Source organism: Rhizobium sp. P28RR-XV (assembly GCF_012641385.1).
GTDB lineage: Bacteria > Pseudomonadota > Alphaproteobacteria > Rhizobiales > Rhizobiaceae > Rhizobium.
Genome location: NZ_JABAIG010000028.1, coordinates 1 through 13,884, shown reverse-complemented (window position 1 = coordinate 13,884; position 13,884 = coordinate 1). Strand labels below are relative to the sequence as shown.

The 13,884-nt window shown below is 58.3% G+C and carries 13 protein-coding genes; 9 read left to right on the top strand and 4 right to left on the bottom strand.

The window, feature by feature from the left end:
- Nucleotides 1-20: 20 nt before the first annotated feature.
- From ccmI to HGP12_RS32790, 5 genes are all read left to right on the top strand, one after another.
- Nucleotides 21-1,163: a c-type cytochrome biogenesis protein CcmI gene (ccmI, locus tag HGP12_RS32810; protein ID WP_168880155.1), complete on the top strand. Its 1,143-nt coding sequence runs from the start codon at nucleotides 21-23 to the stop codon at nucleotides 1,161-1,163.
- Nucleotides 1,160-1,609 carry a cytochrome c maturation protein CcmE gene (gene ccmE / locus HGP12_RS32805; protein WP_168842678.1) on the top strand — a complete coding sequence of 150 codons (450 nt, stop codon included), beginning with the start codon at nucleotides 1,160-1,162 and terminating at the stop codon, nucleotides 1,607-1,609. The genes ccmI and ccmE overlap by 4 nt, the downstream gene beginning before the upstream one ends.
- Nucleotides 1,606-3,594 (top strand): heme lyase CcmF/NrfE family subunit, encoded by a 1,989-nt coding sequence (locus tag HGP12_RS32800; RefSeq protein ID WP_168880154.1) that lies wholly within the window; start codon nucleotides 1,606-1,608, stop codon nucleotides 3,592-3,594. The genes ccmE and HGP12_RS32800 overlap by 4 nt, the downstream gene beginning before the upstream one ends.
- Nucleotides 3,591-4,106, top strand: coding sequence for a cytochrome c-type biogenesis protein (locus tag HGP12_RS32795; protein WP_205926791.1), 516 nt, complete (start codon nucleotides 3,591-3,593; stop codon nucleotides 4,104-4,106). The genes HGP12_RS32800 and HGP12_RS32795 overlap by 4 nt, the downstream gene beginning before the upstream one ends.
- A gap of 74 nt (nucleotides 4,107-4,180) precedes the next feature.
- A complete protein-coding gene (locus tag HGP12_RS32790; RefSeq protein WP_168842841.1) occupies nucleotides 4,181-4,867 on the top strand; it encodes a CBS domain-containing protein in 687 nt (228 codons plus the stop codon).
- Between the two features lie 156 nt (nucleotides 4,868-5,023).
- Here HGP12_RS32790 and HGP12_RS32785 read toward each other — a convergent pair whose 3' ends face one another.
- The 3 genes from HGP12_RS32785 to HGP12_RS32775 are packed head-to-tail and all read right to left on the bottom strand — an operon-like array spanning nucleotide 5,024 to nucleotide 6,507.
- Nucleotides 5,024-5,584, bottom strand: coding sequence for a DsbE family thiol:disulfide interchange protein (locus HGP12_RS32785; protein WP_168842842.1), 561 nt, complete (start codon nucleotides 5,582-5,584; stop codon nucleotides 5,024-5,026).
- A 1-nt stretch (nucleotide 5,585) separates the two neighbouring features.
- Nucleotides 5,586-5,741 (bottom strand): heme exporter protein CcmD, encoded by a 156-nt coding sequence (gene ccmD / locus HGP12_RS32780; protein ID WP_168842843.1) that lies wholly within the window; start codon nucleotides 5,739-5,741, stop codon nucleotides 5,586-5,588.
- A gap of 1 nt (nucleotide 5,742) precedes the next feature.
- A complete protein-coding gene (locus HGP12_RS32775; protein ID WP_168880153.1) occupies nucleotides 5,743-6,507 on the bottom strand; it encodes a heme ABC transporter permease in 765 nt (254 codons plus the stop codon).
- Nucleotides 6,508-6,691: 184 nt separating this feature from the next.
- Here HGP12_RS32775 and hemA point away from each other — a divergent pair, with 184 nt between their 5' ends.
- The 3 genes from hemA (at nucleotide 6,692) to hemC (ending at nucleotide 10,930) form a co-directional block, all read left to right on the top strand.
- On the top strand, nucleotides 6,692-7,903 hold the full coding sequence (gene hemA, locus HGP12_RS32770) for a 5-aminolevulinate synthase (RefSeq protein WP_168880178.1): 1,212 nt from the start codon (nucleotides 6,692-6,694) through the stop codon (nucleotides 7,901-7,903).
- 193 nt (nucleotides 7,904-8,096) lie between these two features.
- Nucleotides 8,097-9,959, top strand: coding sequence for an ABC transporter transmembrane domain-containing protein (locus HGP12_RS32765; protein WP_168880177.1), 1,863 nt, complete (start codon nucleotides 8,097-8,099; stop codon nucleotides 9,957-9,959).
- On the top strand, nucleotides 9,959-10,930 hold the full coding sequence (hemC, locus tag HGP12_RS32760; protein WP_168880152.1) for a hydroxymethylbilane synthase: 972 nt from the start codon (nucleotides 9,959-9,961) through the stop codon (nucleotides 10,928-10,930). Before HGP12_RS32765 ends, hemC begins: the two co-directional genes overlap by 1 nt.
- Nucleotides 10,931-11,419: 489 nt before the next feature.
- Here the strand turns inward: hemC and HGP12_RS32755 are convergent, their stop codons facing one another.
- Nucleotides 11,420-13,192, bottom strand: coding sequence for a methyl-accepting chemotaxis protein (locus tag HGP12_RS32755; RefSeq protein ID WP_168880151.1), 1,773 nt, complete (start codon nucleotides 13,190-13,192; stop codon nucleotides 11,420-11,422).
- A 319-nt stretch (nucleotides 13,193-13,511) separates the two neighbouring features.
- Between HGP12_RS32755 and HGP12_RS32750 the strand changes: the two genes are divergently transcribed.
- Nucleotides 13,512-13,787 (top strand): DUF3391 domain-containing protein, encoded by a 276-nt coding sequence (locus HGP12_RS32750; RefSeq protein ID WP_168880150.1) that lies wholly within the window; start codon nucleotides 13,512-13,514, stop codon nucleotides 13,785-13,787.
- The last annotated feature ends 97 nt before the right edge of the window (nucleotides 13,788-13,884 follow it).

Below are 13,884 nucleotides of genomic sequence, written 5' to 3'. Positions count from 1 at the left end.
CAATCGGGCAATCCTTCACTATGGTCATCTGGATTATTTTCGCTGCTCTGGCGACAGGCGTCACCGCCGCGCTGCTGCATCCGCTGTCAAAACCCCATCCGGTCGATGCTGGCGGAAACGTAGATGTGGGCTGGGTGTATCGTGACCAGCTTTCCGAGATCGAAAGCGAACTTGCTTACGGTCAGATTCAGCCCGCCGAATACGAGCTCGCGAAAGCGGAGATAGCCAGGCGCCTGTTTCGCGTGGCCGATGCTAGCGCGCCACGCGATTTCGTCGCCTCGACAGGTTCAATGTTCTGGATGAAGCTTGCTGTCGCAGCAGTCCTGTCAGTGGGAAGCATATCCTTGTATGTTGTCCTGGGCTCTCCGGACTTGTCTTCGAAGCCTCTGCAGCAAAGGTTAGATGAACCCGGTCAACGCCTGGCAATCCTCATTCGTCAAACGGAAGAGCACTTGGCCCGCGCGCCGAGCGATGGTCGCGGCTGGGATGTGATTGCTCCCATCTATTCGCGATCCGGCCGAATTGCTGACGCTCTAGACGCTTATCATAATGTGATCCGGCTGTTGGGACCGAATGCGACGCGCCTCGACGGACTTGCCGAAACGTTGATGACCGCTTCAAACGGCATCGTGACGGCGGAGGCGCGTGGCGTGCTGCGGCAATCGCAAGCGCTCGATGCCGCCAATCCGCGCACGCTTTTCTATCTGGCGCTGGCGCTGGAGCAGGAAGGCAAGGCGGCCGAAGCGAAGACCGCCTTTGAGGCCCTGGCGAAACAATCGCCGCCGGACGCGCCCTGGCTCGCGGCCGTCGACGAGCATATCATCAAGAATGGCGGCCGGCCTGAGGTATCCACCAACGGCAATGCACCCGGCAATCCGACCGCCGAGGACGTCGCTGCGGCGAACGCGCTCAGCAGCGGCGATCGCCAGCAGATGATCCGCGGCATGGTCGATAGCCTCGATACCAAGCTCAAAGAGGATCCGAAGAATTTCGAAGGCTGGATGCGGCTCATCCGCTCCTATGCCGTATTGAACGACCGGGATCGTGCCGTCGATGCGCTGAAGCGCGGCCTCGCGGCGTTTCCGGCCGATGGAGGGCAGGGCCAGCAGCTTCTGGCGCTGGCGAAGGAATTGGGACTGCCGACGGAGGTGACGCAGCAATGACCCGCAAGCAGAAACGTCTGGCAGTCATCGCCGGCGGCATGGGTTTCATCGCCGTCGCCGTGCTGCTGGTCCTCTTCGCCTTCAGCCAGTCGGTCGCCTATTTCTACATGCCGGCGGACCTAGCGAAGACGCCGGTCAATGCCGGGACGCTGATCCGCCTCGGCGGTCTTGTTGGCGAAGGCTCGATCGTGCGCGGCCAGGGTACGCAGGTGCAGTTCTCCGTTACCGACGGCACCGATACGATCAAGGTCAAATATGATGGCATCCTGCCGGATCTCTTCCGCGAAGGGCAGGGTGTGGTGACCGAAGGCAAGTTCGAGCCGGGCAGCGACGTTTTCGTTGCTGACAGCGTGCTCGCCAAGCATGATGAGCGCTACATGCCGAAGCAGGTCGCCGACAAGCTGAAGGCCGACGGCGTCTGGAAGGGCGAGGAGGCGACGCAATGATCATCGAACTCGGACATTATGCCCTGGTGCTGGCGCTCGCCACCGCGCTGATCGTCTCAATTCTGCCTGTGGTCGGTGCCCGGCGCGGTGACGTGTCGATGATGGATATCGCACCGATCGGCTCGATCGTCGTGTTCTTGCTGGTCGCCTTCTCTTTCAGCGTGCTGACCTACGCCTATGTCGCCTCCGATTTCTCCGTCCTCAACGTCTGGGCCAATTCCCATTCGCTGATGCCGCTGATCTTCAAGATCTCCGGCGTCTGGGGCAATCACGAGGGATCGATGATGCTCTGGCTGCTGATCCTGGCGCTGTTCAGCGCGCTGGTTGCGCTGTTCGGGCGCAATCTGCCCGATGTGCTGCGCGCCAATGTGCTGGCCGTGCAATCGTGGATATCTTCGGCCTTTCTGGTCTTCATCCTGCTGACCTCCAATCCGTTCATCCGCCTCAATCCGGCGCCGGCGGAAGGCAAGGATCTCAATCCAGTGCTGCAGGATATCGGCCTCGCCATCCATCCGCCCTTGCTCTATCTCGGCTATGTCGGCTTCTCAGTCTGTTTTTCCTTTGCCGTCGCGGCGCTTCTGGAAGGCCGCATCGATGCCGCCTGGGCGCGCTGGGTCCGTCCGTGGACGCTGGCAGCCTGGAGCTTCCTGACGCTCGGTATCGCCATGGGCTCCTATTGGGCCTATTACGAGCTCGGCTGGGGCGGCTGGTGGTTCTGGGATCCGGTGGAAAATGCCTCCTTCATGCCCTGGCTTGCCGGCACGGCGCTGCTGCATTCGGCGCTGGTCATGGAAAAGCGCGACGCCTTGAAGATCTGGACCGTGCTGCTGGCGATCCTCACTTTTTCCCTGTCGCTCCTCGGCACCTTCCTCGTCCGCTCCGGTGTGCTGACCTCGGTCCATTCCTTCGCCAGCGATCCGACGCGCGGCATCTTCATTCTCTGCATTCTTCTGATCTTCATCGGCGGGGCGCTGTCGCTCTTCGCCTTCCGCGCGCCGAAGCTTGCCGCCGGCGGATTGTTCGCACCGATCTCGCGCGAGGGAGCACTGGTGCTGAACAACCTGATCCTGACGGTTGCCTGCGGCACGGTGCTGACCGGCACGCTCTATCCGCTGGCGCTTGAAACGCTGACGGGCGACAAGATTTCCGTCGGTCCGCCCTTCTTCAACATGACGTTCGGATTGCTGATGGCGCCGATCCTCATTGCCGTGCCGTTCGGCCCGCTGCTCGCCTGGAAGCGCGGCGACCTGCTCGGCGCATTGCAGCGACTCTATGTCGTCGCAGGCTTGGCCTTCATCGCCGGATTGGTTCTGTTTTACATCCGGCATGGCGGCCCGGTACTTGCCGTTCTCGGTCTTGCAGCCGGCTTCTTCCTGATCTTTGGCGCCTTGGCCGATCTCTGGTATCGCGCCGGTGTCGGCAAGGTGGCTGCGAATGTGGCCTGGCGGCGCCTCAGCGGGCTGCCGCGTTCCGCTTTCGGCACGGCGCTGGCGCATGCGGGCCTCGGCATCACCGTGCTTGGCATTATTGCGGTGACGACCTTCGAGGGCGAGAACATCACCAGCATGAAACCCGGCGAGACCGCTGAGCTTGGGGGGTACAGCCTGCGCTTCGAGGGCATGCAGCCGGGCGTTGGCCCCAATTTTACCGAGGATCGTGCCCGCTTCACGGTCAGCCGCGGCGGGGTCGCCTTTGCGGAAATGTCCTCCGCCAAACGTGTCTTCACCGCGAGCCGTACGGCGACCACCGAATCCGGCATTCTCACGCTTGGATTTAGCCAGCTTTATGTGTCGGTCGGCGATGCCGGCAAGGATGGCGGCACGGTCGTGCGCATCTGGTGGAAACCCTTCATCCTCTGCATCTGGATGGGCGCGCTGGTCATGGCGATCGGCGGCTTCGTGTCGCTCAGCGACCGCCGCCTGCGCGTCGGCGCTCCCAGCCGCAAGGCGAAGCCGGCTCGCCCGGCGATGGAGCCGGCAGAATGAGCAGCTATCGGCCGACAACCCGCTTTGCCGGTATCCGCGGTCTCGGCGGCGTCATGCGGCTGTTTCTTTGCCTCATCCCGCTACTGGCGCCGCTGCCAGCCTTTGCCGTCAATCCCGACGAGGTTCTAGCCGATCCGGCTCTGGAGGCGCGGGCGCGCACGATTTCGGCCGAACTGCGCTGCATGGTCTGCCAAAATCAATCCATCGATGATTCCAACGCGGATCTTGCCCGCGACCTGCGCCTGCTCGTGCGCAAGCGACTTGCCGACGGCGATACGGATCGGCAGGTGCTCGACTATATCGTTTCCCGCTATGGCGAGTTCGTGCTGCTCAAGCCGCGCTTGAGCGAAAAGACCTACATACTCTGGGGGGCGCCGATCGCGCTCTTCGTTGTGAGCGGATTGGCCTTGGTCGTCTACGCCCGCCGCCGCGCCGGCAAGCCCACCGGCAAGCCTCTGAGCGACGAGGAAGAGGCGCGGCTTGCCGAGCTGCTCAATCCGCCTGATTCTTGACTAGGATCAAAGCGCCCTTGGAAACGCTGCGATACGTTTGATTCGCAATAACCCCGATATGCGAGGCAGATGACATGCAGGCGAAGGACATTATGACCAGAGATGTAATCTCGATCAGCTCTGCGGTCGGCATTCGCCATGCGGTAGCGCTCATGCTGCAGAACAATGTCAGCGGTCTTCCCGTCATCGATGATCAGGGACTGGTATGCGGGGTGCTCACGGAAGGCGATCTTCTGCTTCGTCGGGAAATTCGTCCTCCTCAACGATCTTTCCGCTCTGCCGAAGTGATATCAGAGATCGACCTCGAACGTTACATCGCCAGCAATGGTTGGTCGGTGGCGGACATGATGTCCCAGGACGTAATTGTTGCTCGGCCGGACAGCGAGATTTCGGATATTGCCGAGAGCCTGCAAGCTCATCGAATCAAACGGGTCCCCATTGTTGAGAATGGGAAGCTAGTGGGAATCGTCAGCCGCCGCGACATCCTTGCGATGATACTTAACGCCCCGGCAGAGACGCTTCCTCGTGAGGATGAATCCATAAAACTGGCGGTAAGCACAAGGCTCCGATCCGACCTTGGCCTCACGCCACAGAAGGTGACGGTAATCGTCAACAACGGCCAGGTTACCCTTGAAGGCAATGTGGAATCTGACCTGAAGCGAAAGGCGGTGCGCAGTCTTGTCGAAAGTCTGGGCGTCAGCGGCTACAAGGATCGTCTAAATGTTACCGAGACCGTCATCGAACCGTCGAGCTTCTCCTGAGCCTTTCGCTTCAGGTCAGATTCCGCATTGTTCTGAGTTATGTTTTCTGCCGAAGGGGGGGGGCGCGGCGACATGGTCTCCGGTCTCCACCAACTCCCTTTCAGAACCGTGAAGTAGATGGGGAGGCCAGGGGCTTGCTGTGAAGCAGCGCTGCACTCAGTTTGAAGCTAGCATTTTCCGTAGCATTGGCTGGATCTTCATCGAGAGCGCCAACTCGTCCAGTGGGCCGACCTGTTTCAAAACGATCCTTCCAGTTTTGTCGAGGATGAACGTTTCCGGCACTCCGTAGACGCCCCAGTCAATCGAGGCGCGACCATCGAGATCTGATCCTATCGCGGAGAACGGATTCCCGTTCGTCTTCAGGAAGGCCTTGGCGTTCTCGGGGGCATCTTTATAGTTAATGCCGACCACCGAGATTCCGGAATCCTCAGCCAGTTTCATGAGATAGGGGTGCTCTTGTCGACAAGGCACGCACCATGATGCGAAGACGTTGACCACAGTCACCTTGCCCTTGACGATGCTTTCGTCGAGGCCGTTCGACGAAAGCCCACCGATGGAGGGCAGATCGAGGAAGGGATGCGGCTGCCCGATGAGCGCGGATGGAATCGCGGCTGGCGAGTATTCACCGGTGGTTTCGCGATAGAGCGTACTCGCAACGGCGCCGGCGAAGCCTAGGAAGGCGAGGAGTGGCATCCCCGCGAGCAGCTGGCGATACATCCTAACGATCGCTTCTCATCCGCGCGACACGTACCGGCATGAGCGCCTCGACGCGACGACGATATGTTCGGCCAGCGAGCCAAATCCTGGCTGTAGCTGCGGACATGACCAAGAACGTGATTGCGTATGCTGAGTAGACGTAAAATTGATGATTCATTTCAATTCTCCAGGTACGCTGCGGTCCTTGCGGCCATTCTGTCGCGAGAGATTAACTTTCTGCGCCAGATTTCGTTTCGGATCGACGCGACATAGAGGGTCGCGAAAAGGGTAGAGAAAGCCAGCGCCATCAGAAGAAGTGGCCGGAGAAACTCGATGTCGAGAGCCGGGCCGCTCAATTTGAGCACGCTCGCCGGCTGATGCAGCGTATTCCACCAGTTCACAGAGAATTTGATAATAGGAATGTTTACGAAGCCGACGATGATCAGCACCGCGGTCACCCGGGCTGCGCGGGTGGGATCGTCGATTGCCCTGTTGATCGCCAGAATACCGAGATAGAGGATGAGAAGGATGAACATCGACGTAAGCCGCGCGTCCCAAACCCACCAAGTGCCCCACATCGGCTTGCCCCAGATCGCCCCGGTGACGAGCGATACGAATGTGAACGCTGCGCCAAGCGGAGCCGCGACACGGACCGCGACGTCGGCCAGCGGATGCCTCCAGACGATCGAGCCGATGGCGCTTCCGGTCATCACGCAATAACAGAGCATCGCAATCCACGCCGAGGGGACGTGGACGTACATAATCCTGACCGTTTCCCCCTGCTGGTAATCGCTGTCCGTGCCGAAGCTGAGCCAGAGGCCGCCGACCAGCAAAAGGGCCGTCAATGCACCAAGCGACGGTAGAACCCGCTCGGCGAACTCAAGAAACCGTGACGGCTGTGCGAGGGTTGTAAGCAATTTTGCAAAGCTGGGAAGGGTGATCATGCGGCCGTTTTACCGTGCCCCGCGTTGCGAGTGATTGATCCAGGTCAAAGATTGCCAGAGACGCGACACGACTACTGCCAGCCGAAGTGAAGACGATTGGCACCACTCGAATTCCAACTTGACGAAAGTCAAATACCGCTCAAAGTATCTCGGATACACCTTCGGGAAATCGAAGGAGCAGATGATGGATTTCGAAGCATTTTTTAAGGGCGAGCTGGAAGGTCTTCACAAGGAAGGCCGCTACCGGATCTTCGCAGATCTGGAACGCCGCCGCGGCAATTTCCCGCGCGCAATCCAGCATACGGCCAATGGCCCTCAGGAAGTGACCGTCTGGTGCTCCAACGACTATCTCGGCATGGGCCAGCATCCGAAAGTGATCGAGGCGATGAAAGAGGCCATCGATCACTGTGGCGCGGGTGCGGGAGGCACCCGGAATATTTCTGGCACCAACCACTATCACGTCCTGCTCGAACAGGAACTCGCCGATCTGCACGGCAAGGAATCGGCGCTGATCTTCACATCGGGCTATATCTCGAACTGGGCGACGCTCGGCACGCTCGGCGCGCGCATTCCCGGCCTCATCATCTTCTCGGATGCGCTCAACCATGCATCGATGATCGAAGGCATCCGCTATGCGAAGTGCGACAAGGTCATCTGGAAGCATAACGACCTGCACGATCTCGAAGCCAAGCTGAAGACGGCCGATCCCAAGGCGCCGAAGCTGATCGCCTTCGAGAGCGTCTATTCCATGGATGGCGACATCGCCCCCATCAAGGAAATCTGCGACCTCGCCGACAAGTATGGCGCGATGACCTATCTCGACGAAGTGCATGCTGTCGGCATGTACGGCCCGCGCGGCGGCGGCATTGCCGAGCGCGAGGGACTGATGGATCGTCTGACTGTCATCGAAGGCACGCTCGGCAAGGCCTTCGGCGTCATGGGCGGCTATATCGCTGCTTCCTCCGCGCTCTGTGATTTCATCCGGTCGTTTGCGTCAGGCTTCATCTTCACCACCTCGCTGCCCCCGGCTCTGGCCGCGGGCGCTGTCGCTTCTATCCAGCATCTGAAGGTCAGCCAGTTCGAACGCATGCGCCATCAGGATCGCGTGCGCAAGCTGCGTGCGCAGCTCGATGCGGCCGGTATTCCGCACATGCCGAACCCGAGCCATGTCGTGCCGGTCATGGTCGGCGATGCTGCCAAGTGCAAGTGGATTTCGGATCTGCTGCTCGACGCCGGCGTCTATGTCCAGCCGATCAACTATCCCACCGTGCCGAAGAAGACCGAGCGCCTGCGCATCACGCCGACGCCGCTGCATTCGGATGGCGATATCGAGCAGCTGGTCGGTGCGCTGCATGCGCTGTGGTCGCGCTGTGCGCTGGCGCGGGCCGCCGCCTGAAGGCGAATTAAGAGTGTGGCGTTCGGCGTCATTCGATTGCGGAAAAGATGCTTTTCCAATCCTTTCATGCCTTTCGTATGTTCGCGCTGATGTGAGCAACCCTGTCCGACAACAAATTGATCGTCATCAAAGACGAAAGCGCCGTGTGAAGACAGAAAAGGCGTAAATTTCTAAACAGGAGCTCAAGGCCTTGATGATCGCAAGCCACGACCGTCCAGCAGAATCGACCGATGGTATGTCCCTTGTCTCTGACGTCAGGGGTCGTAAATCCAAACGTGCAACTCGTTCGCTCGCAGGCCTGGGGCGACTTATTCCTTTCCTGCGCCCGCATGGTTGGCTCGTAGGCGGAGCTATCTCTTCCTTGACCGCCGCGGCACTGATCTCTCTCGCTTTGCCGACCGCCGTGCGAAGCATGATCGATCATGGCTTCAGCCGCTCGGACGGCGCCTTTATGGATCGCTATTTTCTGATGCTGATCGCGATGGCCGTCGCTCTCGCTATCGCCAGTGCTTGCCGCTACTACTTCGTCGCGGCTCTTGGAGAAAGACTAGTCAGCGACCTTCGGCTTTCCGCCTTTGGGAGAGTGGTACACCTTCCGGCAAGCTTTTTCGACGTGAATCGCGCCGGAGAAATTTCGACCCGGTTAATCGCAGATACGGCACAAATCAAATCGGCAGTCAGTTTGGCGGCCTCAGTAGCACTTCGCAACTCCATCCTGTGCGTTGGTGCACTCGTAATGATGTTCATAACAAGCCCCAGGCTCTCTTCGATAACGATCGGAGCGATTCCGCTCATCGTGATCCCGCTTGTCGTATTCGGTCGCTCAGTTCGCCAAAAATCTCGCTCCGCACAGGACGCCTTGGCCGAGGCGTCCGCCTTCGCGAACGAAATCATCTTAGGGAGTCGCACGATCCAAGCTTTCAATGCAGAGGACACCGCCAAGCGCAGATATCTCCGCGATATTGAGGCTTCCTATGCCAGGTCAGCGATCGCCGCCCGATCGAGAGCTTTACTGACTGCCTTTGCAATCGCACTCATATTCACAAGCGTCGTGGGGGTTCTTTGGATTGGTGCACAGAACCTCATGTCAGGTGCGATGTCGCCCGGCAGCTTGAGCCAGTTTCTTCTTTATCTGGTGATCGCCGCAAGTTCGCTCGGATCACTTTCGGAAGTTTGGGGTGAGCTCGCACAAGCGGCCGGGGCTGCCGGACGGCTCTTCGAACTGATGGACGAGAAAGAGGATGATCGGTCGGCTGCAAAGGGAATGGGACGGTTAGCATTGCCGGTCTCAGGCTCTGTCGAGTTCAGCGGTGTGCGGTTTGCTTATCCTGGTAGCCCCGAACGAGAGGTGCTTAAGGGCTTGTCAATGCGCGTGGCACCCGGCGAAACGGTGGCAGTCGTCGGACCGTCAGGTTCCGGGAAGAGCACCCTGTTCTCGATTCTGCTTGGATTTTACCAGGTGAAATCGGGGCAGATATCGCTTGATGGCCGTGAAATTGCGAGTTTGTCGCCGGAGGAAGTTCGCCGTCAGGTCGCCATTGTCCCGCAGGACGTTACGATTTTTGCAACGTCGATCAGCGAGAATATTGCGCTTGGCCGACCAGATGCAACTGCCGAAGAAATTCAGGCCGCAGCTTCAAAGGCGCAGGCAGATGCCTTCATATTGGCCCTTCCGAAGGCGTACGAGACGGTCTTGGGCGAGCAAGGGCTTACGCTTTCGGGTGGCCAGCGCCAGAGACTTGCGATCGCTAGAGCGGTGCTGAAAGACGCCCCGATCCTCCTTCTCGACGAAGCCACCGCGTCCCTCGACGCCGAAAGCGAGATGCTCGTGCAAAGTGGGCTTGAGAGCCTTATGGAAAACCGAACCACGATCGTGATTGCCCATCGGCTCGCGACGGTATTAAAGGCAGATCGGATTCTAGTGATGGACGAGGGTAGGATCGTTGAGGAAGGAACCCACGCAAGTCTTGTTCGTCAGGGCGGGATCTATGCCAGGCTCGCCGAACTGCAGTTCACCGCTCCGGTTTCGCCTTCCCTTGCAAGGGACGCGGCCTAATGACCGTCCGCATTCGCTTATCAGGCGCAAAGCCAATCAAGATCGGCACGCGGGCAAGCCCACTTGCGCGCGCCCAAGCCTCTGAAGTTGCCGCGCGTCTGGCCGCGTGTCACGGGCTGCCCTCCGAAGCCTTTATCATCGTATCACTGACGACGAAGGGTGATCAATTGAGGGAGCAGCCGCTTCCTGACATCGGTGTAAAGGGCCTCTTCACGCAAGAACTGGAGGAGCGGCTGTTATCCGGAGAGATCGACCTTGCGGTGCACTCCTGCAAGGATGTCGCCACGGTGCTTCCGCGAGGCCTCCATATAAGCGCCTGCCTGCCTAGAGAAGACGTGCGGGACGCCTTCATTTCCCGGACTGGCTGTCGGCTTTGGGAGTTGCCGCCCGGCGCGGTGGTGGGCACATCTTCAATACGAAGACAGGCCTTGCTTGCGTTACACCGACCGGATCTCGTCGTCGTGCCGTTTCGTGGTCTGGTTGGGACAAGACTGCAAAAGCTGGAAAGTGGCGTCGTTGACGCCACTTTGCTCGCCCAAGCGGGTCTCAACAGGCTTGGGCTGGGACAAGTGGCAACGGAGATCCTCAATCCCAGCGACTTTCCGCCAGCGCCCGCTCAAGGTGCCATCTGTATTGAAAGCTCGGTTGCAAACAGTCTGGTAACCGAACTGGTATCCGTTCTTGATCATGAGGCCACTGCAGATGCGGTGCGCTGCGAGCGGTCTTTTCTTCGCTCCCTCGACGGCTCTTGCCGCACGCCGATAGCTGCGCATGCAACCTGTCACGGCAGCGAACTGGTGCTGTGTGGAATGACAATCGAACCGGATGGAAGTCATCAAAGAACGGTTGTTTTCAGGGGGTGCCGATCGGCGGCCGAGGAGGTCGGCGGTTCGGCGGCGAGACTTCTGATTTCGAACGAAGCAGTTTCGTTGCGGTCGAGAACAGGGGTCGTGGGCTTATCGCGATCGTAGCATTGTTTACGGTGCCTGGCGGATGCGGCGCGAAAAGCTTCTCAGGCTCTCTCCGCCAGTGGACTTTGAATAGTGGGATGTCGTCGCGGGAAAGACCGCATTCTCAGGCGGCGCGGTCAGCTATTCGTAGCTGGTACGCCGCGTTGTTGCCCAACACGAGAAGCTTGAGCGGAAGGAAGACTATAGGGAACCAATCCCACATTTTGATTATTTCCAGGCTACTACCCGACACTATCTGTCGTGAGGAGCACTATCGCAAAACTGCTGCAGACAACATCAGCCATGTTGACGCAGATGAGAGCATGACATTCCGATCACACGGTATAAGTCGGCTTGCGCCATGTTTCCGGACAGGTTGTTTAACGGCGCTGGTGACCACTTCTGGCTGCCAATGCCGTTTCGTTATCGGTTGGCGGTATTTGCGCCACATAAATCCGCGTTTTCGTAGCCGTTACGCAATATGGTTCGTCAAGGCGGACCGGCTAATTTCTATGCGCTTTGTTTTGCTGGTGTGGCGATTGATTTCAGTCTGACAAAGTCCGCCTGCGGGCGGGCATGCATTTTGTTTATAGGCTTGAGCGACCATTGATCCGCCGTGCCCGCTGTAGAGGTTCCCACATCGCCGTCATATCGGAACTGCGCGAGCAGTTCGAACAAAGCCGTCGCTTCTCGGGCGAGACTGTGGCTGGCGGCCGTCTGCTCCTCCACCATGGCCGCGTTTTGCTGCGTACCTTGATCAACTGTATTGACGGCCTGGCTGATTTCTGCGAGCGCCGTCGATTGTTCACGCGCGCCCTCTACGATGGCCGCTACATTGGTATCGATTTCCTGGACTTGGGTGGCTATCTCCTGAAGAGCTGATCCGGCATTGGTGACAAGGGCGACACCATTGGCGACCTGTGCACCGGAGGCGGTAATCAGGGTTTTAATTTCCTTTGCTGCCTTCGCCGATCTTTGGGCGAGTTCGCGAACCTCTTGAGCCACAACGGCAAACCCTTTGCCGGCGTCGCCGGCTCTTGCCGCTTCAACGCCCGCGTTCAGCGCCAGGAGGTTCGTCTGAAATGCGATTTCATCGATGACACCGATTATGTTCGAGATCTCGCGTGACGATGCTTCGATTTGGTCCATGGCACCGATTGCATTTCGGACGATCTCACCCGAATGCTCGGCATGTTTTCGCGCTTCTACAACGAGCCCACCGGCGTCTCCGGCACGGCGGCTGGAATCCTTGACTGCTCTCGTGATTTCCTCGAGCGCGGCCGCCGTTTGCTCAATGGAGGCTGCCTGCTGTTCGGTACGCTTGGCGAGATCGTCGGCTGCCGCCCTTATTTGGTTTGAGCCGGATGAGATGGCATGTGCGTTATCTGCAACAGTACTCATGGCTTGGCTGAGCTTATCGCATGCGCCGTTAAAATCGCCGCGAAGCCGTTCAAGTGAGGGGATGAAGGGTTTTGCGATCGCCTGCGAAAGATTGCCTTCAGCAAGATTGGTAAGGCATTCGGCCAGTTGGTCGACGTTCTCAACCCGCGCGGTCACGTCTGTCGCGAACTTGACAATCTTGAACACCTTCCCGCTGAGGTCGAAAATTGGGTTGTAGGACGCCTGGATGAAAACCTTGCGGCCGCCCTTTCCAATTCGCATGAATTCATCTGCAACCAACCCGCCGCTGGAAAGCGTCGCCCAGAAGTCTCGATATGCGCTCGACGTCGTATAGGACGGGTCGCAAAACATCGAATGATGTCTGCCTTGGATCTCCGTAAGCGAATAGCCAAGGGCGGTGAGGAAGTTTTGGTTGGCGGTCAGGACTTCTCCGGAGGGCGTAAATTCAATGATGGCTTGTGCGCGTGATAGAGCCTCGATCTTGCCGGCATCTTCCGCAGCCTTCAATTTTTGCCCGGTGATATCCGTTGCGATCTTGACCACCCTAACGGGCTTACCGCGGCGAAGAACGGGATTGTAGGAGGCCTCGATCCAGATTTCCTTGCCGCCCTTGCCGATGCGCTTATATTGCTGTTGATCGAAGGCTCCCGTGGCAAGCTTTGCCCAGAATGCCTTATAGTCCGGCGAGGCCACATAAGCCGGCTCAACAAACATGCTATGGTGTTTTCCCACAATCTCCGGAAGATTGTAGCCGAGGGCCCTGCAGAAGTTTTCATTGGCGGTGAGAATTTTGCCGGAAAGATCAAACTCGATCATGGCCTGAGATTTGGAAATAGCGGCAAGAACAGATATAGCATTCGCGCCACGATTAAGAATATGCATTGCGGTCTCCCAGAAAATGCGCGTCCGACGCAAATTGATTCGAAAATAATACTGACGCACTTCAATTAATTAATCGCAAATGCACTATCGCCCAGTATGAGCAATGGCTTTCGAAAAGTGGAGCGCTTCAGCTAGTTTGGCAGCATCCGCGTTCATATGATGATTGTATTTGGAATTGCTATCCTGCAACTACAGGTCATTTGTCCGCACTGGCCTTGTCTGTGGCGGGTGTTGACCCAAATCATCGAGATTGGATGCTAAGCGGAGCGTTTACCCAAGGCTGTGTCAGTGCAATCTAATGCAACTCACGGGATTCATAGTGAAAAAGAGGATCCGTCTCCATCAGATCAGCGCGGGAATGTTCGTTCAGGAGCTAGAACTGGCTGAGAATGAACCTTCCGGCATGGCGGGCGGCTTTTATATTTCTTCTCCAGCCGACGTGGACCGGATCATGCGAAGCCATGCGCTTAGCGTCGTCATTGACACTGAGCGAGGTCGCGACATCGGTGCCGGCCTTATCGCGGACAATAGCTGGGATGTGGAACGATATGATGCGTACCTAAAATGTAAGCGCGAATTTCGGTGCGCCTTTTGAGGCGCAGCGCTCTGAGGCATGAAGTGTCCACCAAAAAATAGGTGGACACCAAATCATGGATGAAGATGCTCCTAAATTGCAGGTGCGGCTTGTTGGT